This is a genomic window from Burkholderia sp. Bp9015 (assembly GCF_003853505.1).
In the GTDB taxonomy this organism is placed as follows: Bacteria; Pseudomonadota; Gammaproteobacteria; order Burkholderiales; family Burkholderiaceae; genus Burkholderia.
Genome location: NZ_QTPZ01000065.1, coordinates 1 through 20,140 on the forward strand (window position 1 = coordinate 1; position 20,140 = coordinate 20,140).

The window sequence follows — 20,140 nt, forward strand, 5'->3', positions numbered from 1 at the left end:
CGCTCGAAGCGTCGCGGGACGACGAACTCAGGGGAACGGCGGCAGCTGCGAAGCGCGGCCCGCCGACTCTCCAGAACTCTTCACGCCGGGACTCGGAATCTACGGGCCCGGCAGGTATGAAACTGCGAAGGACTATTAAGCATGGCGAAGAAAAGCGCGACCCGGATGCGCGATGCGACGGCTAATACGCATCAAGCGGAACTGGCCAAGATGATTCGGACCCTCAGTTATGCAAAGCACACGCACGAGGTGTTCTCGGATTTTATCGAACTCGCCGCGCTGTCGATTAGCAACGCCGTCGATCGACGTCAGTACGAGAAGCGGGAGGCGCAGTACCTCGCAGTCGTCGGCAAGTATGAGCGTGAAGAGGTGCAGATGTTCCCGAAGATGCTGGCGACGTTGGTAGCCGCCTATGAAGAACTGTTTGAGTCGGGCAGTCGTGACGGTGCCGAACTGCCGGCCGGTGGATTTGCCGACGTTCTCGGCTCGCTGTACATGATGTTCGACCTTGGCAACGCGCGGACGGGCCAATTCTTCACGCCGTATTCCGTCTCACAGCTGATGGCGAAGATGTTGGTTGGCGACGGTTCCGATGTCCGTAGCAAGGGGTTCGTCACCCTTCAGGAACCGGCGTGCGGGGCCGGCGGGATGGTGGTGGCCTATGCAGATGCATTGCTGGGGGCTGGGATCAACTACCAGAAGGCCATGCACGCGATCTGCGTCGACATCGACCAGCGATGCGTACACATGACCTACCTTCAGCTGTCGCTGTTGCACATCCCGGCAATCGTCGTCCACGGCAATGCGTTGTCGATGGAGGAGTGGAGCCAATGGTACACACCGGCCCATATTGGCGGCGGTTGGGGGGCGAAACTCGCTCGGAGGCGCGAACACGAACATGCGGAGCAAGAGGCGTTCGAGTTACTGAGCGCACCTGGTGAAGCGGCGGCACCGGACGTGTCGCCGGCGGCGATCGCGCCGGTTGCGCCGCCGGCGAGCTCGGTGACGATCCACGCGCCGACGGCCTCGCGAGAGATCGATTTCCGCAAGCTCGAACAGATGGCGCTGTTTTGACCGTCTGCGAAGTCGGACACCCGAACCGCGGGTGTTCCGGTCGGATCCAGCCGGGCCGCCGCACCTTTCGCGCCGGCCGGCGATGCCGCCCGTCACGCAAGCCGCGCACGCGGCGGCCCGGTGACCAGACGCCCCCGCTCTTGGGGCGGCGCCGCGTGCCGCGGACTTGCCCCGGCGCAGGCCATCCCCGCCAGCCTCGCGTCGCGCCTGGCGTCGCGCCGCTCGGATAGCGCGCTCGCCGCGCGGGGCGTTCAGGCTCGTCACGGGGCACGCACTGTCGACAACCCCGTCCCCCTGGTTCGCCGTCCATTCCCGCGACCGTAGCGTCGGCCTCTACCGCGTCAAGGCGCGCGGGGCCGTGTCAGTCGCTGCGCTCCATCCCGCACCCACCCCGCGCTTGTCTCCTTGACGCGTCGCCGGCTCGCCGCTCGAGGCGTCGCGGGACGACGAACTCAGGGGAACGGCGGCAGCTGCGAAGCGCGGCCCGCCGACTCACCAGAACCCTTCACGCCGGGACTCGGAATCTACGGGCCCGGCGATCTATCAATTCGACAGGAGTACAGACATGGCAGAACCGGCCGGCGTAATCGACCCCGCATCGCTTTCACGCGATCAGAAACTCACCCTCATTTATCGCCACACGCACCGGGATTACAAGGGCAAGGCTGGCGAAGTCTGGGGACACGTGCATATGGGCAAGCGTACTTTGCTGGTCAACCGCCAAGGCGCGACCGCTCTTGCGTTGCTTGAGGACCTGACCGAAGAGGAAATCGCGGAAAAGCTTCCTTACGCGTTGAAGAAGGAAGCCGATCGCCTGGCCGCGAAGGAGCAACAGAAATGACGGCGCCGGCTCTCGAAACGACCGCACACGAACACGGAGGAACCGTGTTCCGCTATCGACTGAAGAGCACGGGACAATCGAGTGCGTATTACGGTGTGTGTGAGGCGTGCAATCAGCACGTAAGCGAGGTGTTTGTTCTGACCGGGGCAATGCTTTACCAGCGCAAAGGTGGCGACTTCGGCTGGACCGGATACCACTGCGTGACTGTGTTCGGTCATGCAGAGTGTGTCAAGGGAAGGCGCATCGGTGCGCCGTTGTTGGTTCTGAGCGACGACGCGAGAGATCCGAATCTCCGCGCCACGCTCAACGGCCGCGACGTGCTGATTGGCCGCGACAGCGAGGGGTTCAAGGTGTACATCGACGACGCCTATGAGGCGCTGCGCCGCGATCTTCGGTTGGCCGTCGAGTTTGCTCAAAGGGCCGTCACGCATCCCGAGCAGCGTCGACCAATCACGGAAGTCTGACGAGGTTCGACGGGGTGGGGCTCGCGTCCTGACTGGCGAGCTCCGCTTCGAGGTGAACCAACATCGCCCGCGCGTGCGGGCAATCGGAAAATGGAGAGAGGATGGAAGGATTCAAGGCGATCGCACAGCGCATCGTGAATGCGGAAGAGAACTTCATCGAGACGGTACAGGAGATTACCGGCTGCTCGCGCGAGGAGGGCGCGAAGGCGCTTAGCACGATGCGAAAGTTGCGGGTGATCAAGCTCGACGTCGGTATCGGTCGCTACACGGTAAAGCATGGCGCGTTCATGGAAGCCGAAGCCCTTCGCAACGCCATCGCCTACTGAGCGAGGCTCGCGGCGGCTGGGAGATTAGCCGGGCCGCCCCACCTTTCGTGCCGGCCGGCGACGCCGCCCGTCACGAAAGCCGCGCACGCGGCGGCCCGGTGACCAGACGCTCCCGCTCTTGGGGCCGCGCCGCGTGCCGCGGACTTGCCCCGGCGCAGGCCATCCCCGCCAGCCTCGCGTCGCTCCTGGCGTCGCGCCGCTCGGATAGCAGCACAAGAATGTCGTATGCGCCGGAGCGTAGTAGCCGCAACCGTGTCCCGTATCGCCCGAAACGCGTGAACTCCCCACCGGAATCGGAACGTGCCGGCGCCCCTCTCGTACCCACGTACTCTACATTGAACTCTACTTTGAACCCTACTTAGAAATAGAAAAATGTATATTGGTCAATGACTTGAGTGATATATTGTGAAACTTCTAACCCTACTTCTTTTCATCGAAAAGTGACCACCCTAGCTACGTTCGAGCCGCTGTTTCCGGAGGATCGCGTCCTCGACCCGCTGGTGGACCAGGCCGCCAGGTTGATCAGTTCGTCGCAGGAATTGCTTGCAGCGCGCGGAACCCCGCTTGCTGGCGCGCTCGTTCCGCAGCTGCGTGCGATGAATTCCTACTACACGAACAAGATCGAAGGCCAGCACACGACGCCCGCGAAGATCGAGGCGGCGCTAAAGCGCGAATTCGATCTCGACGCGGCCGAACGCAAGAAGCAGCGGTACGCAGTTGCCCATATCGCGGCGGAGGAATCGCTCGAGGCGGAATGGCATGGACAGCCGTTTGGGACGCTGTTCGATCGGGACCATATCGCGGCGATCCACGATCGTTTCTTCTCGCAGCTTTCACCTGACGAGCGGCTGACCGCCGAGGGCCAGCAAATCGTGCCAGGCGAGGTTCGCGATGCCGACGTGATTGTTGGTCGCCATCGGGCACCCGAACCGGAGATGATCGGTCCGTTGATCGACCGATGGGCGACACGCTATGGACGGACTCGGGGGAAGGAACACCAGGTCATCGCAATCGCGTGCGCCCATCATCGGTTGACGTGGATCCATCCGTTTTTCGACGGGAACGGGCGTGTCGCGAGACTACATTCCCATCTCGGCCTGAAGGCCGCGAATCTGACACACGGCCTTTGGTCTCCACTTCGCGGGCTGGCCCGTGAGCATGAGCGGTATTACGCACGTTTGAGCGGGGCCGACCAGATCCGCCGCAACGATCTCGATGGCCGTGGCAACTTGAGCCAAGAGGGATTGGTCCAGTTCGCGGCGTTCTTTCTCGACTGCTGCCTGGACCAAGTCGATTTCATGATCCGAATGACGGAGTTCAAGGGCGTCAGGCAACGCTTGGTCGACTTTTTGCGGTACCTCGACGCGAACCCTTGGGCGCTCGGGTCTGAGCGGTCCGTGATCAAGCCGGAAGTGTCCGCGCTTGCGCTGGAGTTTGTGGCGCTGCAGCGCCCGGTCAGCCGGGCGGAGTTTGCGCAGATGCTTGGCGGGAGTGACGTTCTTGCGCGCCGGATCACGCGGTCATTGCTCGATGTTGGACTCCTCCAGTCGACATCGCATCGGGGTGATCTGTCGTTCGGGTTACCGTTGAAGAGTCTTCGTTTCCTGTTTCCTCGCCTCTGGCCTGAAGTCGAGCAGTCTTGACCGGGTCTTTTCCGACGGCCTCGATCGACTAGATCGCAAGCACGAACCAGCCGAGCCGCCGCAGCTTTCGCGCCGGTCGGCTGCGCCGCCCGTCACGCAAGCCGCGCACGCGGCGGCCCGGTGACCAGACGCTCCCGCTCTTGGGGCGGCGCCGCGTGCCGCGGACTTGCCCCGGCGCAGGCCATCCCCGCCAGCCTCGCGTCGCGCCTGGCGTCGCGCCGCTCGGATAGCGCGCTCGCCGCGCGGGGCGTTCAGGCTCGTCACGGGGCACGCACTGTCGACAACCCCGTCCCCCTGGTTCGCCGTCCATTCCCGCGACCGTAGCGTCGGCCTCTACCGCGTCAAGGCGCACGGGGCCGTGTCAGTCGCTGCGCTCCATCCCGCACCCACCCCGCGCTTGCCTCCTTGACGCGTCGCCGGCTCGCCGCTCGAAGCGTCGCGGGACGACGAACTCAGGGGAACGGCGGCAGCTGCGAAGCGCGGCCCGCCGACTCACCAGAACCCTTCACGCCGGGACTCGGAATCTACGGGCCCGGCGCGCACACGATCCGAAGGAGTGAGGCATGTACAGGGAAGAAGACATCGTGCACGAGAACGGCACGATATGGGTGCTACGGGACCGGCCGGAAAAGGCCTACGCAGTGTGTGTGTCCGCTGGAACACATTCGACCGTCGATAGCGCGTACCGCTTGGATTCGGACGGTCTGTCGATTGCGATCGCCCGTTGCGACTACCTCGCCAAGCGGCACGCTGATCGGCGGGAGGCGCAGGCGGCCGAACCGACCAACATCATCGCACCGGACGACGCGTTTCCGACGTGTGCCTGCGGCCGTCGGTTGATGCTGATGGAGATGCACGCCGATCATACGCTTGAACAGTGTGTCCACGACGGCTGTGGCAAGCGTTATTGCGTCTACGAGCCTGACGCAAACGACCACCAATCGGAATAGGGAGGGGCGATGGACATACTGCTTGGAGCGATCCGTGAGGCCCGCGGCGAGACGTTGCGGGCAATTGACCGCGCGGCGACCGTTCTGCGAAACGTTCAGCAAAAGTGCGACCTGCAGATTCGTCTCGAGGAGATCGCGCAACGGCTCGCCGATGCAGAGCAGGATGTGGCGCGGATGCGTGACGAAAATTTGGGGGGCAAGTGATGCGATTCGATCGCAGGCGCCGCCTGACCGGTTCCACCTGGACGAAGCGAAAGGAAACCGCATTTCTGCAGCGCCACAAGCGTGTGGCTAAGCGTATTGAACGTGACGTCCCACTCTTCGCCGATCAGTTCGCCCCGCAGCCTGAAACCGACGTCGAAGCCGAAAAGGCGCGACGGAACCGCTGCGCGATTGAAGGCGAGCAGTCGATGCGAGATCTTGACGCGAAGCATTGGCGGCAGGGGCGCTCGGCGTACTTCGCGTGTGTGCCCGAGATAAGAGCGCGAATCATCGAAGAGTGGAACAACTGGCGGGGCCCGCTTCGAGCGACGTATTTCATCTACATCGTCGAGAAGCATAACGGCGAGGCTGAGCGGAGGCGGCGGTATCACGACGAACAGCGTCGCGAGCTCATCAAGCGGATCCTCCCCGATCCGAATTCGCAGCACGTGCTGCCGTTCTAACCATAGCGGTGACGCCGGCCCCCGGCCGGCGCAGTCTCGACCGATCGTACGCACACAACAACAGCCGGGCCGCCGCACCTTTCGCGCCGGCCGGCGATGCCGCCCGTCACGCAAGCCGCGCACGCGGCGGCCCGGTGACCAGACGCCCCCGCTCTTGGGGCGGCGCCGCGTGCCGCGGACTTGCCCCGGCGCAGGCCATCCCCGCCAGCCTCGCGTCGCGCCTGGCGTCGCGCCGCTCGGATAGCGCGCTCGCCGCGCGGGGCGTTCAGGCTCGTCACGGGGCACGCACTGTCGACAACCCCGTCCCCCTGGTTCGCCGTCCATTCCCGCGACCGTAGCGTCGGCCTCTACCGCGTCAAGGCGCGCGGGGCCGTGTCAGTCGCTGCGCTCCATCCCGCACCCACCCCGCGCTTGTCTCCTTGACGCGTCGCCGGCTCGCCGCTCGAGGCGTCGCGGGACGACGAACTCAGGGGAACGGCGGCAGCTGCGAAGCGCGGCCCGCCGACTCACCAGAACCCTTCACGCCGGGACTCGGAATCTACGGGCCCGGCATGCCCTTAACCTTAATCGGAGATTTCTTCTATGGCCACTTTCAGCGCTACTTACTCGCCGGAAGACAACAAGCTGCGCCTGTACTCACGGACTCGCCTCGACGCTGCCCTCTATCAAAGGGTGACCGACGCGGGGTTTTCGTATGCGCCGAAACAAGGCCTGTTCGTGGCGCCGATGTGGACGCCGGCCCGTGAGGATCTGCTCATTGAACTGTGTGGCGAGATCGGCGACGAAGACACGACACTGGCGGAGCGAGCCGAGGAGCGGGCAGACCGCTTCACCGACTACAAGAGCAAGCGTGCAAGCGACGCCCAGGTGGCACAAGCGGCGGCCACTTCGATCGCAGAGCGGCGACCGTTCGGACAGCCGATCATGCGAGGGCATCACAGCGAGGCGCGCGCGCTGCGCGATCAGGAGCGGATCGAGAACGGTATGCGCAAGGCAGTGCAGCTGTGGGATACATCGGAATACTGGGAGCGGCGGGCCGCAGGGGCGTTGCGACATGCGAGGCACAAGGAGCGGCCCGACGTTCGCTATCGCCGGATCAAGGGAATTGAAGCCGCACAGCGCAAGTCGGAACGAACGCTCAAAGACATGGATGCAGCGGTCGCCGTACTGAGCGCGGCTGATCTGACCGTGGAACGCGCGAAAGCGTTTGCTGCCATGTCACCCGTGATCTACGGCTTGTGGCAAAAGCTGACCGATGAGCCGGACGGGCTTCGCGAACTCTGCGCGCAGACGCTCGAAGAGCTCGCGCGCGCTCGTGTGCGCTATGTACGCTGGATCGCGCATTACGCTAACCGAATTACCTACGAGCGCGCCATGCTCGGCCAACAGGGCGGATTGGCCGCCGAGGGCGTTGAGCTGAAAGCTGGTGGTCGTGTGTTGATCGACAACGAATGGTTGACGATCGTTCGCGTGAACATGAAGGACGGAAAGCCGGTGAGCGTCAGCACTGACGCGCGCTTTGTCCGCGTTCGCGGGGTCGAGATGATCAAAGAATATCAGCCGCCGAGCGACGACCAGGCGGCAACAGCGAAGAAGGCAGCGAGCCGCCCGCCGCTTGTGAACTATCCCGGTGAAGGATTCGCCCACATGACCAAGGCGGCCTATCAGGATGTGACCGATAGCTATCGCTCAACCCGCGCGATCGAGGCAACCGGCGGCGTTGCCAAGCATCGTGTCCGTACAGCGCTCGCGGTGTTTGCCACGCCGGGGGAGAAGGACCCGAACAAGCGGCATAGGTACGTGAATGTGTTCCTGACCGACTCGAAGCGCGTCGAGCCGCCGGCGGCCGCATTGCAAACTGGCGCAGCAGTTGCGGCCGATATGGCCGAAGCGGCCGCCTGACGTTCGCCACATCGAGCTTGTGCCGCCGCCTCTGCGCGCGCGGCGCATATCGCAAGCCTGTCGCCGGCTCAGCACGTTCGGAGCTCGCCGCGACAGATCAGCCGGGCCGCCGCACCTTTCGCGCCGGCCGGCGATGCCGCCCGTCACGCAAGCCGCGCACGCGGCGGCCCGGTGACCAGACGCCTCCGCTCTTGGGGCGGCGCCGCGTCCCGCGGACTTGCCCCGGCGCAGGCCATCCCCACCAGCCTCGCGTCGCGCCTGGCGTCGCGCCGCTCGGATAGCGCGCTCGCCGCGCGGGGCGTTCAGGCTCGTCACGGGGCACGCACTGTCGACAACCCCGTCCCCCCTGGTTCGCCGTCCATTCCCGCGACCGTAGCGTCGGCCTCTACCGCGTCAAGGCGCACGGGGCCGTGTCAGTCGCTGCGCTCCATCCCGCACCCACCCCGCGCTTGCCTCCTTGACGCGTCGCCGGCTCGCCGCTCGAAGCGTCGCGGGACGACGAACTCAGGGGAACGGCGGCAGCTGCGAAGCGCGGCCCGCCGACTCTCCAGAACCCTTCACGCCGGGACTCGGAATCTACGGGCCCGGCGGACATTCATTTTTTGGGCCGTTTATCAAGGAGGCGCTATGGCATGCATGAAGTACTTCAACGGCACGCACGAGCTGAAAGGCATCTACGGAATGGATCGCGAGGCTTTCGCGAAAGCGTTCCCAGGAGTGACGGGACGGCGATATGACGGATTCACGAAGATGGTCGGCTATCCGGTCGAAGGCGCCGGCGGCCCTGTACCGGTGGAGCGGGTCATCGAGTTCAAGACCAATCCGAGCCGACACGCCTGCGACTCGCGGTGCCTGAACGCCCAGGGCAAGGTCATGCGTTGCGAATGCGCGTGCGGTGGGCAGAACCACGGCAGGGGAGGGTTCTCCAGCCTCATTCAACCGCAATCGGCCTAACGGTCATCCCGGATATGTCTACACCGACCGAAACGATCAGACAGGCGGAACTCATGCGCCGATTTGTCGACGTCGAACTGGTTGAGAACGGGCCGCGCTATGTCGTCGGCGCCGGCGACAGTCGCACTGGTGCGCGCGGCACGTTGATCGCGGTTGTTCGCCTTCGGCACGCCGGCGGATACGAACTGATTCTCCAGCTCGATAACGGAAAGCTCGACAGTTTTTCCAGCATGCAGCTCTACCCCGAGTTACCCCACTGACACACACAAGGACTCTACAAATGAAACTTTCGCGCGCAGAGGCGAAGAAGTTGCAGGAAGTCGATGAGTTGGTTGCTCTCGAACGACGGCTGACTGTCGAAGAACGGGAGTTTGTTCTCGAGCACTATCAGGAAGGGGCTCGCTGTGACAATGCCGCACTCGGTGCATTCTTTACGCCGCAAAGTCTCGCGCGCGATTTCGCGATCGAAGTTCCGGGCGGGTGCGACACCATTGTCGACCTCTGTGCCGGGATCGGCTCGCTCGCGTACTGGAACGAGGAGAAAGCGGCCAGGATGGTCTGTGTCGAGCGATGTGCGGAATATGTCCGGATCGGGAAAAAGGTGATGCCCGATGCGCAATGGATTCACGCTGACGTGTTCGGTGACTGGGTGAAGGACTTGGACGGAGTTGATTGCGTCATCAGCAACCCGCCGTTCGGCCGCCGGATCAGAAGCGATGCGTTCGAGGGGCAGTATACCGGCAGCACGTTCGAGTACCGTGTTATCGAGCTCGCCTCGCGAATCGCGGACTACGGTGTGTTCATCCTTCCCCAAGGGTCGGCGCCGTTCAGCTATTCGAATTCCCAGCGATACACGCCGCGGATGAGTCCGGACTGCCAGAAGTTTGTGAACGAAACCGGGATCGTGATGGGAATGAACTGCGGAATCGATACCGCCGGTTGCCGTGATCAGTGGCATGGCGTTTCGCCGGTCTGCGAAATCGTCGTGTGCGACTTCGACGAGCTCGCTCGGGACGGCACGCTGCGCACGCGGTTGTCGCCGGACACCCCGCCCATTGCGCAGTTCGACCTGTTCGCCACAGCATAACCACGGCCGGCCCCCGCACCGGGGGCCATGCCGCAATGCGACGCATCCAGCCGGGCCGCCGCACCTTGCGCGCCGGCCGGCGATGCCGCCCGTCACGCAAGCCGCGCACGCGGCGGCCCGGTGACCAGACGCTCCCGCTCTTGGGGCCGCGCCGCGTGCCGCGGACTTGCCCCGGCGCAGGCCATCCCCACCAGCCTCGCGTCGCGCCTGGCGTCGCGCCGCTCGGATAGCGCGCTCGCCGCGCGGGGCGTTCTGCCTCGTCGCGATGCCGGCGCTCCCGACATCCCCGTCCCCCTCGTTCGCCGTCCATCACCGCGACTGTAGCTGCGGCCTGCGCACCGTCAAGGCGCGCGGGGCCGTGTCAGTCGCTGCGCTCCATCCCGCACCAGCCCGCGCGTGTTTCCTTGACGCTGCTCCGGTCCTCGCTCCGATCGTCGCGGGACGACGAACTCAGGGGAACGGCGGCAGCTGCGAAGCGCGGTCCGCCGACTCGACAGAACGGCTTACGCTGGGACTCAGAATCTTGGGGCCCGGCGGTCCCGCCACAACTTCAATCTTCATTGTGAGGAACGCTATGGAAACCGTGATTGCCCAAGACGCCAACGTGAACAACGTGGCTACTCCCGCCGATGTGCCGAACATGCTTGACGCGGGAAAGCGCGAAATTATGATCCCGTTGAAGCGACTGGTCGCGTCGCCGTACAACCAGCGCAAGAAGAAGCGCGACCAAGCGACCATCGAGGCAATCGCGGACAACATGCTTGCAGTCGGGTTGCTCCAGAATCTCGTCGTCCATGCGATGCGGAAGCGCGAAAAGCAGGCGCAGACGTATGGTGTGGATGCAGGTGAAACCCGCCGACTCGCTCTGCTGTTGAACGTAGAGCGTGGCAAATTTTCGATGGATGATGAAGTCCGCTGCATCGAGATTTCCGAAGCGGACGCAATTCTCGCGAGCGCATCCGAGAACGACCTGCGAGCGCCAGCGCACCCGGCTGACCAGTTCCTCGCTTACAAAGCACTCGCAGACGAGGGGCGTACCACCGAATTCGTCGCGGCCGTGTTTAAGGTCACGCCGAAGATGGTGGCGGGCTACTTGAAGCTCGCGAGCGTGTCGCCGAAGCTGTTCGACCTGTTCGCGGACGACCAGATGAGCATCGATCAGATCAAGGCGCTCGCAACCACGGACGATCACCAACGGCAGGAAGCGGCGTGGTTTACCGCAAACAACTGGAGCCGTGACCCACACTCGTTGCGGAACCGGCTTCGGGGCGACAAACTCACGTTCGGCAATCGCATGGTCCGGTTCGTGACTGTCGCGGCATACGAGGCGGCAGGGGGACTGGTGGAGCGCGACCTGTTCGCCAACGACGACGAGGGGTTGATCGTCAACCGCGACGTTCTTGATCGTCTGTTCGATGAGAAGGTTGCGGCTACGGTGGAATCATACAAAGCGGAAGGCTGGATGTGGGTCGAGGCGCGCGCGACCTTCGACTACGAGGAACAGCGACCATACACGACGCTGACTGCCGAGAAGGCCCCTCTCACCGATGAGCAGCAAGCTGAATACGACAAGCTGGAAAAGCGGATGGGCGAGATTACCGACGCGATGCGCGCGTCGGATGACGCCGATGAGGGAGAGGATGCGTACCTAAGCGATGAGGCATACGGTGCTCTGGAACGTGGGAGCGACGCCCTCAACGCTTCCATGATCGAGTATGACGATCGGGAGGGCTTCTATACGCCGGAGCAGATGAAGGTCAGCGGTGTCGTTGTGACCGTCAACTACGAGGGGAAACTGCAAGTCTATCGAGCGCTGGTTCGCCGCGAAGATCAGAAGACCGCGCGGTCGGTGCTGGAAGCCGCTGGTGCCGAGGTTCCCCGCAAGCTCACCAAAAATGCGCGTGGTGTGCATTCAGAGAAGCTGATCCTGAATATGACGGCACGCCGGACGGCCGCAGTCCGCAGCGCGCTCGTCTCGAACGCTGACGTCGCGCTCGTCGCCACGGTTCACTGTCTTGCGCTGCAGTTCATCTATGAGCGCCACTCCGAACTGAGTTCGGTTCGCATCTGTGGGGATCGGCCCATGCATTCGGTAAGCCGCAGCGCCCCGGAAGTCACGGAACAGGCGCAATACGGCGCGTTCTACGCTGCGGTGGAAGCCGCGAAGGCACAGCTCCCGAAGAATCCGAACGACCTGTTTGCTTGGCTTCTCGGCCAACCCCAAGCGGTAGTCCTCAATATCCTCGCCGTTTGTACTGCGATCAGTTTGAACGGTGTCAGCCGGGCCGAGGAAGGCAATCCGATCAACGCAATCGCGGGTGCGCTTGAACTCGACCTCACGAAGTTCTGGACCCCGACGCGGGAATCGTACCTCAGTCACGTCTCGAAAGATCGCATCGTCGCCGTCGTCAGCGAGGTTGTGTCGAAAGAGCAGGGCGCGCGGCTCGCGAAGATGAAGAAGGGCGAAGCGGCACAGGAGGCAGAATCGCTGCTTGCCGACAAGAACTGGCTCCCTGAATTTATGGCGGCGGCCGAAGTCGGCACCGCACGGACCTACTTCGGCGACGATGACGATGATGAGGACGAGGACGCCACGCAGAGCGACGCGCAGGCTGTAGCCAGTGACGAGGCGCATGTCCCCGATGGCGAGCCCGAGCAGGATGCGCCGGAAGTGGCCAGCTCGCGCGATGCAGAGCCGCTGCATATCGCGGCGTCCGCTGACCACCCGATGGAAACGAGCGTGAAGAAGGCCGATCTGGCAACGGAAGCCGTTACCGAGCACTGCGACAAGCACTCCCCACGATTTGCGTGGCCGTTTCCGATGCAATCGACGAAGCTGCTGACGGTAACCCGGCCTGCCGCGTGATTCAACGATATCCCCTGTAGTCGTGCCATTTGCCCCGTCAATGACGGGGCTTTTTTTCACCCGTTCCTCCGCCGGCCCATCCAGCGTCGCACGGCGCCATCCTCAACGCGCCTGGCGGCGCTACTTCGTCTGGACCGTGCGACGGAGGGGGATGTCGGCGATGCCGACCAAGGGGGAACCCCGGTTCGGTTCCCCCTTGGATCTCCCTCCCTCGGGATTGATCCGCCCCCTACATATCAATTGTAATCACCACAAAACGTGATTAAAATTTAAAAACGGTTCCGCAAGCGGAACGACAAGATCAAGTGAGTGAGACCAATCAGCATGAACCTGCCACCCCTTCACACTTCGCCGGGCGCTGTCCGGGTCGCTTACGCGACCGGCAGCGCCCGGCAGTCGGGGCGGCAACCGAACGAGCGTGAGAAGTGGATTTGCGGTAGTGAGTCTATGAGTCACGTGGTGTGTGGGTGCCAACCGTGCGGCGTTCGATAGAGGAGGAATTCGCGAGCGTCAAGCTCGCCGATCGATACCACATCCAGATGGCCCTCAATCAGCCGGACGCGACGTGGTCCCATCGGCGTACTTTGGCTTTCTTCTTTGCTTGGCTCGCCGCAATTGCAACAGCGGGCGCGCTTCTCTGGATTCTCGCTCCGTATTTCGCCATCGTCTTCGGTCGACTGTTCCCGTCACTGGCGACTCTGGCGGATCTGCACGAAGCGGCTGGCTGCACTGCTGCAATTCGAGAGTGGTATTTCGTCAAACGCGTTGTCGTTGGATACGCGGCAGTGCTAGCGCTGTTGGTGATTGGGTTGTTCATGTGCCTTGGTGCGCGATGGCTTTTGAAGAAGCGGAAGCGGCGTGTTGAAGAATGATTGCCGTTCGAAGATCACATCACAATTTTGAGGAGGTGCTGGAGTCAATCCATTGGGGCGTCTTTGCTCCGCAAAGACCGGCTATGTTGCGCTACGGCCACGCGTTGCGCGGCCTAAGCGTCGAGCCTCCTGCGGAGTCTCTCCCCGCGCCCTTCGGGCGGGGCTGCCAGCGCCTCGCCGGCCGCTCGCTCCGCTCCCGGAAAAGCTCACCGTTCCTCTATCGCGCTCTCAGCGTGCTGCTGTTTGCTCGTGCCGTGCCCTCGGAAGCAGCATGTTTTTGCCCCGCAATTGCGGGGCTTTTTTTTCGCTTCGCTCTTCGTCCATTCGGACGCGCTGTCGTGTCGCGCTGCGCGCGAGGGGCGCTCGCCGCGCGGCCCCCAGTCTCCGGCAGAACTCCCCAGCAGCACCGTATCCCCTCGTACTCGTCCCCCCAAGCGACCGTAGCTTCGCTGACCCGGTGGTCAAGGCGCTCGGGGCCGTGTTGTCGCTCCGCGACTGCCCGCCCCAACCCCCTCGCTTGCCTCCTTGACCAACGAGCCAGCTCACCTGACCAGGTCGCGGGACGAGGAACTCAGGGGAACGGCGGCAGCAGCACGAGGAAGCGCTGCCTCAACCGGGCAGGTACGCCGGGACTCCGAATCTTGGGTTCCGGTCGGCGCAAAACCTATGGAGAACGCGATGGAACGCTGCAGGAAGGTGGTCGGGCGAGGGGCAAGCATCAAGCATCACGTGAATGCGCAAATCAACATGTTCGCCGGCAAAGCGCTCGACGCGATCCGCCTCTAACTCACGGGGTGTCTCATGTACAGCACGACTATGGCAAAGCGATCGACACGTGGACAGGACCGGGCAGTGGCCCGCTTTCTTGCGTCGGTGCCGCCCGACAAAATGTCGCGGCGGGACGGGCAAGAGACGCGCAGCGGGTCGAGTGCACCGAGGATTTACCTCGCAGTCCCGCGCAAGGACATAGCTAGGGCCCGCTCCCTTGGTGCCCAACTGGACCGCACGCGACGCCTTTGTTGGATCGACGCGTCGGTCAGCCGACCACCTTTCGCGGCCTGGATCGTCGACGATGCCGTGCTGACGAACGCAGGCGTCGACCAAGACGACGTGATCGCCGACTTCGGTGACGCGATGCGTTCCTACGGGCTCATTCCGGAGACTATCCGGCCGGACGGTGAGTGGCATACAGCCAAGATCCAGACGAAGGCCGGCCCGCGCAATAACGGGAGCTACAAGCTCGACCGCGTTGGGGGAGAGTGGCGCGGATACATCCGGAACTACCGGGGTGCTTCCGGCCCGTGGCGCTATCAGAAAGGACGCCTCACGCCCGAACAGCGCGCCGCGCTCGAGGCAGCCGATAGCGATCGCCGCGCGGCGCGCGCGGCGAAGCTAATCGAGGAGCAGAGGACTACAGCCGCGAAGGCCTTGAGGGTGCTCGTGACCTTGCCGGAAGTCGAAGGCGCCGCGCATCCGTACTTGGCCCGCAAGGGGGTCACCGCGCACGGCTTGCGGGTCGCGAACGGGAAGGGCCCGGAGATGATCACCCTGCTGAATCTGGAACACTTCAAGGTCACGCGGGACGAATATCTGATCGTTCCCGGCCGAGACGTGAATGACCGGCTGCGAACCGTCCAGGCGCTCGCCCCCGACGGCAGCAAGCTGTTCACCAAGGGCGCGCGCAAGGTTGGGGCATTCCATCTCATTGGGGCGCGACGTGTCGCTGACCTCGCGAGCGCGCCGGCGGTGCTGTTCGCGGAGGGTTACGCGACGGGCGCATCTCTCTTCGAAGCGACCGGCTTGCCAGTCGTCGTGTGCTTCGACGCCGACAACCTGATTGCCGTCGCAAAGGACCTCGTTCATGTCCTGCCCACCTCGCAGCCGAAGCTCGTTTGTGCCGACAACGACCAGTACTTCCTCGACGCGGTAGTAGCGCGGGTCACCGAGCTTGGCGATACGCAGCCGCACGTCACAAGCACGTTTGCCGTCGTCGCGGGGACCGGTGACGGAGCTCGAACCGTCGAGACTGCCGGCGTAGTCGCGGACGGCCAGTGGCATGCAGGCGTGAAAGGAAAGTATCGGCTCGCGGTCGAGAGCGCTCGAGGGATTGTTCGCTCGGTGACCGTCGACATCGTTACCACCGACGACAACAAGCACGTCCGATTCACATCTCGCAATAAGGGTATTGAGGCAGCGAATGAAGCGGCCCGAGTCCTGCATTGTGCGGCGATCGCCCCGGTATTCCGTTCGATCGACGGCCGCCCGACAGATTTCAATGACCTCGCGAGTGCGGAAGGAAAGGCCGCGGTGCGTGAGCAGCTGCAGGTGATGCTCGCCTTCCTTCTCGAACCGACAACCTCAGACCAACGGTGACCTATGCCCACGATCCACTACTTTCACGAACTCAACACCATCCAGCAGCTGCAAGCCCGGGCGCTGATCGGAGACCTGCAGCCGGAATGGCACTGCTACTTGACCGGCGCCGCCGGCGACACCGAGAAGGCTCTGCCACTCAACCCGGTCGTTGAGACCGGCAGCATCGAGCTTTCGACAGCAGCTCGAGCGGTGCTCGCGTCGCTCGACCGCCGTGAGATGGAGTTCGTCATTCGGCACGCGATCGGGGATTGGTCCGAACTACCTTCGGCCGAGCAGCTTGCGAATCAACTGGCGATCGACGAGGGGGGCGTGGTCGCCTCCAGATTTCCGGTCGATTCCTCCACCTGGGTCTATGTGACGACGCAGGCGAATCGTCGCCAGACACATGTGAGCGTCGGCCGCGTAATTCCGCCCAATCGGTTCCCTCCGGTCGCGCGCCCGGCCCAGGACAATCGGGAGGTCGTCCGGTCATGAATCGACTGCCTCTGTTCCGCTCTACAGGCGCGATGATAGTCGCATGCATCGCGTGGTTTGGCCTCGCGATACCGGCATCTGGATCACCAGTTGCGGGCGTCGCTGCTTCGGGCACAGTCGTGCCGCCCGAGGGCCGCGTCAACTCGTATGCGTTTTCCCCGGACGGAAGGGGGATGGATCTCGTCCTGTACGGCGTGGCCTCTGCCCGCCGTTCGATTCACGTCCTGGCATATGTCATGACCTATCGCCCGCTGATCGAAGCGCTCGCGGCGAAGGCACGAGCAGGCGTCGACGTCGCGATCGCAGTGAACTATAGCGAGAGCGTCGCGAACGACCGAAGCGGCTACATCCGGCACGGGCTGGACTACCTATCCACGGCCGGCGCCGCAGTTTGCGTAGTCGACCGGTTTCGACTGATGCACGACAAGGCTATGGTCCTGGACGGCAGAAGCGTCCAGACCGGCAGCATCAACTACACCGCGGCCGGCGCACAATCGAACAGCGAGAACGTGGTGATCGAGTGGAACGACCTGGCTATGGCGGATGCGTTTGAGCGGCACTTCCGCTCGAGGCTGGTGCAATGCCGGCCGCTCGTCCAGGTGCGCTAGTTGTACTTGAGCTCGCGCCCATGATGTCGGCCCGTCATCGGGCAACGTGGCTGCGACGCGGATTCCTCCTCGAGCCGCTCGGGGCCGCAAGGGCCCTGATCTCGCCTCCCCGAACTACACCTGGCTGTGCCCCGGCTTCGCCGGCCAAAAGGGGGGGGCCCCTTTCGGGTTCCCAACCCCCTGAAGTGATGCGGCCTGCGGCCGCATAGAGGCGCTCGCCGCGCGGCGTTTCTGCCCTCGCGCGACGTGCGGCCGCCGTCGCCAGTCCCCTGAGTTCGCCGTCCCTTTCCGCGACAGTAGACCACCACCGCGGCCAGGCAAGGGTTCGCTTCGCCGTGTCCTCGCCCGTTCGGTGCTCGCCTTCGGCTGCGCTCCGCTGCGGCCTCCGGGCACGCCCTTGCCCGTCCGCGGCGGCGGTCTCCTTATGTCGCCGGGACGACGAACTCAGGGGACTGGCGGCAGCACAGCAGCAGCAGCCGGTCGGGCAGAAACAAACCCTACGAGGGGACTCGGAATCTTGGGTCCCGGTCAGCCTGAAACCCTTAAACCGCACGGAGCAACCATGAAATCGAACCTTCTTCGCCGCATCGCCGCTTTCTTTCTGGGTTGTGACCTGAACGCAGAAATCCGCGTGCTGCACCGGTGGCGCCGCGAGGAAGACGACGTGTGCGCCGTGCGGCTCGAAACCAGCATTGCCGGTGGCGTGCAACGCATCACTCTGTACCGCCAACCGTCCGGCGCGTGGTCGCCGGTCTGGCAATGATTCGGGATCTATTCGCACCTGCGGGCGCACAAGCCGTCCGTCGCCTTTGTGACCTTTGCCAACAACCGGAGAAGCAACGATGAGTACCTGCAATGACGACGTGGAAATCGGAGGCATCAACGATGGCTTTTACGCCCTTGTGCGCCCCGAAGGCCCTGCACCCTTTGTCGCAGTCTATTACGGCGACGATGGCGAACTGGCGTTCCAGCTGCCCACGATCAACTGGACCGCGTGGCAAATCAATGTCGTGATCAGCGTATTCGAAAAGGGGCACGCGCGCGGCGAGCGCTACGGCAGGGCGAGCGCTCAACGCGTCATTCGCGAATCGCTTGGCATCTTCCAATAACCTCCTGCGCGTCCGCCGTGACGCGCTCTCCAAACTTCACATACGGAGTAGAACCATGCGCGGTCTTGAAATTCGTGTTTCGTTCGCCCTTGCCCGGATAGCCGAAATCGTTGACCCGGAAAGTTGGGACCTCATCGAAGTTCAGTGGGAGGCCGAGGCTCTTGGGCGCAACGATTATTACTCGAATGGTCGCGAAGAGGTGCCGACAATGTTCGCAGACGAACCCTACCTCCGTGACGCATGGAAGCGCGGGCAAGCAGATGCGGCGATGTGCGAAGAACTCGAAAACTGTTCAGGCTGCATTGCTGCGCGGGGCGATCCCTGCCCGTATCACGGATGAAGCCACGTTAGCGCTGCACCGCAGCGCTTATCACGGAGAACACACGATGAACAACGCAACAATTCTGAGCATCGAGCAGATCGAGCGTGCCATCAACATCTGGCGTGCACGTCGACCAGCACCGACCGGTGCCGACGAATGCCCGACTCTGTGCACCGAGGCAAGGGCGCTAGCCGATATCTACGCTTTGATGATCATCCAGCGGATTGGGGTGATCGCAATCGAGCAGCTGAATCCGGCGCAGCATGCCGCGTTGCGTGGCGCGCTGAATGGCTGGATTGCCTAGGGGAAGGAAATGCAGATTCCATGCACTATCACGCGCGAACTGTTCCCGGATCGCGATCGTGCCGGCCGCCCTTATACGGTGGAATTCGTCCACTACGCCGACGCGGCGACAGGTTCGCACGTCAGGACGAAGGCGAACATCATTCGAGTCGCGACGACGCCTCATCAGCACGAGCGCAGCGGCAAAGGTGTTGAGAGCAGACGAATCACCACGGGCCGACTAAGCGACTCCGGCAACGTGTATCTCGACGCGACGGAGAACCCAGCTATCCGGATCTCGGTCGCGTACTACAGCGGAATGGCTTGCGCCTCTCACGTACTGGCCGTGCGCGACGGACGCGTTGTGACGGAATGGATCGGACCGGAGGAGTTCGCGGACCGCTTCAGGGAATGCAGCGTGCCGCCGTTAATTGCGGCCAGGGCACTCGATAGTGTGGGTCGCTTCGGTGGCATCGATGCCGAAGCCCATCGCTACTTGCTGTTCGCGCTTGGTGCGCCAGCGTGGCGGATCGCCCTGAATACATACGAATCCGTTGTCCGAGACCGATGGGCCCGGCTCGTACGACATTTCATTTGAGGAGCTTGGCAATGTTCGGTTATTCATACGAGGAAGCATGCGATCTGATGGTGACTCGCGCCGACGCGGAGGCAGAGATTCGAAAGCACGATGTCGATGGCGGGTTTGCAGCTTTCCTTGCGGACGTCGGCGACAAGCCGGAGTACGAGGGCAAGGAAGTGCTGGACTGGCTCGGGTACTAGGCGGTACCGAGGTTTGACGGTGAGCGGTCGACGCAAGGCGACCGAATACCCGGGTGGACTCGAAGGAGGACGGGAAGCCGATACGGGTTTCAGGGGGCTACCCGATCGATGGCGCCGAGGGCGCCATTTTTCATTCCGCGCGCCTGGTTAGGCAGTCAGCTATCCAGTGCCGACAAGCGGCAAGTCCAACGAGGAGCCCGCTCGCGCGGGAACTCGAAAGGGAGGATCTCCCTTTCGAGCTCAACCCTGAAGTGATGCGGCCTGCGGCCGCATAGGGGCGCTCGCCGCGCGGCGTTTTCGCCCTCGCGCGACGTGCGGCCACCGTCGCCAGTCCCCTGAGTTCGCCGTCCCTTTCCGCGACAGTAGACCACCACCACGGCCAGGCAAGGGTTCGCTTCGCCGTGTCCTCGTCCGTTCGGTGCTCGCCTTCGGCTGCGCTCCGCTGCGGCCTCCGGGCACGCCCTTGCCCGTCCGCGGCGGCGGTCTCCTTATGTCGCCGGGACGACGAACTCAGGGGACTGGCGGCAGCACAGCAGCAGCAGCCG

General features: G+C 63.6%; 23 protein-coding genes. All 23 read left to right on the forward strand.

What is annotated here, in order from left to right:
• Positions 1–141 precede the first annotated feature (141 nt).
• Entirely contained in the window at positions 142–1,074 is a 933-nt protein-coding gene (locus tag DIE12_RS36865) for an N-6 DNA methylase (RefSeq protein WP_124551561.1), read from the forward strand.
• Between the two features lie 565 nt (positions 1,075–1,639).
• Positions 1,640–1,915 (forward strand): hypothetical protein, encoded by a 276-nt coding sequence (locus DIE12_RS36870; RefSeq protein WP_124551562.1) that lies wholly within the window; start codon positions 1,640–1,642, stop codon positions 1,913–1,915.
• Positions 1,912–2,379 carry a hypothetical protein gene (locus DIE12_RS36875; RefSeq protein ID WP_124551563.1) on the forward strand — a complete coding sequence of 156 codons (468 nt, stop codon included), beginning with the start codon at positions 1,912–1,914 and terminating at the stop codon, positions 2,377–2,379. The genes DIE12_RS36870 and DIE12_RS36875 overlap by 4 nt, the downstream gene beginning before the upstream one ends.
• Before the next feature lie 101 nt (positions 2,380–2,480).
• Positions 2,481–2,705: a hypothetical protein gene (locus tag DIE12_RS36880; RefSeq protein WP_124551564.1), complete on the forward strand. Its 225-nt coding sequence runs from the start codon at positions 2,481–2,483 to the stop codon at positions 2,703–2,705.
• A 440-nt stretch (positions 2,706–3,145) separates the two neighbouring features.
• On the forward strand, positions 3,146–4,348 hold the full coding sequence (locus DIE12_RS36885) for a Fic family protein (RefSeq protein WP_124551565.1): 1,203 nt from the start codon (positions 3,146–3,148) through the stop codon (positions 4,346–4,348).
• A gap of 563 nt (positions 4,349–4,911) precedes the next feature.
• Positions 4,912–5,298: a hypothetical protein gene (locus DIE12_RS38340; RefSeq protein ID WP_185641259.1), complete on the forward strand. Its 387-nt coding sequence runs from the start codon at positions 4,912–4,914 to the stop codon at positions 5,296–5,298.
• Between the two features lie 9 nt (positions 5,299–5,307).
• A complete protein-coding gene (locus DIE12_RS36895; RefSeq protein WP_124551566.1) occupies positions 5,308–5,502 on the forward strand; it encodes a hypothetical protein in 195 nt (64 codons plus the stop codon).
• Complete coding sequence (locus DIE12_RS36900; RefSeq protein ID WP_124551567.1) at positions 5,502–5,963, forward strand: hypothetical protein; 462 nt, start codon at positions 5,502–5,504, stop codon at positions 5,961–5,963. Before DIE12_RS36895 ends, DIE12_RS36900 begins: the two co-directional genes overlap by 1 nt.
• Before the next feature lie 582 nt (positions 5,964–6,545).
• Complete coding sequence (locus tag DIE12_RS36905) at positions 6,546–7,865, forward strand: DUF3560 domain-containing protein (protein ID WP_124551568.1); 1,320 nt, start codon at positions 6,546–6,548, stop codon at positions 7,863–7,865.
• Positions 7,866–8,501: 636 nt separating this feature from the next.
• Entirely contained in the window at positions 8,502–8,819 is a 318-nt protein-coding gene (locus tag DIE12_RS36910; RefSeq protein WP_260429079.1) for a hypothetical protein, read from the forward strand.
• 14 nt (positions 8,820–8,833) lie between these two features.
• Complete coding sequence (locus DIE12_RS36915; protein WP_124551570.1) at positions 8,834–9,079, forward strand: hypothetical protein; 246 nt, start codon at positions 8,834–8,836, stop codon at positions 9,077–9,079.
• A 20-nt stretch (positions 9,080–9,099) separates the two neighbouring features.
• Entirely contained in the window at positions 9,100–9,906 is an 807-nt protein-coding gene (locus tag DIE12_RS36920; protein ID WP_124551571.1) for a methyltransferase, read from the forward strand.
• 574 nt (positions 9,907–10,480) lie between these two features.
• Entirely contained in the window at positions 10,481–12,772 is a 2,292-nt protein-coding gene (locus DIE12_RS36925) for a ParB/RepB/Spo0J family partition protein (RefSeq protein WP_124551572.1), read from the forward strand.
• A 461-nt stretch (positions 12,773–13,233) separates the two neighbouring features.
• Positions 13,234–13,644, forward strand: coding sequence for a hypothetical protein (locus DIE12_RS36930; RefSeq protein ID WP_124551573.1), 411 nt, complete (start codon positions 13,234–13,236; stop codon positions 13,642–13,644).
• Positions 13,645–14,496: 852 nt separating this feature from the next.
• Complete coding sequence (locus DIE12_RS36935; protein ID WP_260429081.1) at positions 14,497–16,017, forward strand: DUF5710 domain-containing protein; 1,521 nt, start codon at positions 14,497–14,499, stop codon at positions 16,015–16,017.
• A gap of 3 nt (positions 16,018–16,020) precedes the next feature.
• Positions 16,021–16,494, forward strand: a complete 474-nt coding sequence (locus DIE12_RS36940) for a hypothetical protein (RefSeq protein WP_124551575.1) — start codon at positions 16,021–16,023, stop codon at positions 16,492–16,494.
• Between the two features lie 173 nt (positions 16,495–16,667).
• Positions 16,668–17,102 carry a phospholipase D-like domain-containing protein gene (locus tag DIE12_RS36945; protein WP_260429082.1) on the forward strand — a complete coding sequence of 145 codons (435 nt, stop codon included), beginning with the start codon at positions 16,668–16,670 and terminating at the stop codon, positions 17,100–17,102.
• 562 nt (positions 17,103–17,664) lie between these two features.
• Complete coding sequence (locus tag DIE12_RS36950) at positions 17,665–17,865, forward strand: hypothetical protein (RefSeq protein ID WP_124551577.1); 201 nt, start codon at positions 17,665–17,667, stop codon at positions 17,863–17,865.
• A gap of 79 nt (positions 17,866–17,944) precedes the next feature.
• A complete protein-coding gene (locus DIE12_RS36955; RefSeq protein ID WP_124551578.1) occupies positions 17,945–18,211 on the forward strand; it encodes a hypothetical protein in 267 nt (88 codons plus the stop codon).
• Positions 18,212–18,266: 55 nt separating this feature from the next.
• Positions 18,267–18,551, forward strand: coding sequence for a hypothetical protein (locus tag DIE12_RS36960; protein WP_124551579.1), 285 nt, complete (start codon positions 18,267–18,269; stop codon positions 18,549–18,551).
• A gap of 46 nt (positions 18,552–18,597) precedes the next feature.
• Positions 18,598–18,837 (forward strand): DUF3717 domain-containing protein, encoded by a 240-nt coding sequence (locus DIE12_RS36965; RefSeq protein WP_124551580.1) that lies wholly within the window; start codon positions 18,598–18,600, stop codon positions 18,835–18,837.
• 9 nt (positions 18,838–18,846) lie between these two features.
• A complete protein-coding gene (locus DIE12_RS36970; RefSeq protein ID WP_124551581.1) occupies positions 18,847–19,413 on the forward strand; it encodes a hypothetical protein in 567 nt (188 codons plus the stop codon).
• Positions 19,414–19,424: 11 nt separating this feature from the next.
• Positions 19,425–19,595 (forward strand): hypothetical protein, encoded by a 171-nt coding sequence (locus tag DIE12_RS38345; RefSeq protein WP_185641260.1) that lies wholly within the window; start codon positions 19,425–19,427, stop codon positions 19,593–19,595.
• The last annotated feature ends 545 nt before the right edge of the window (positions 19,596–20,140 follow it).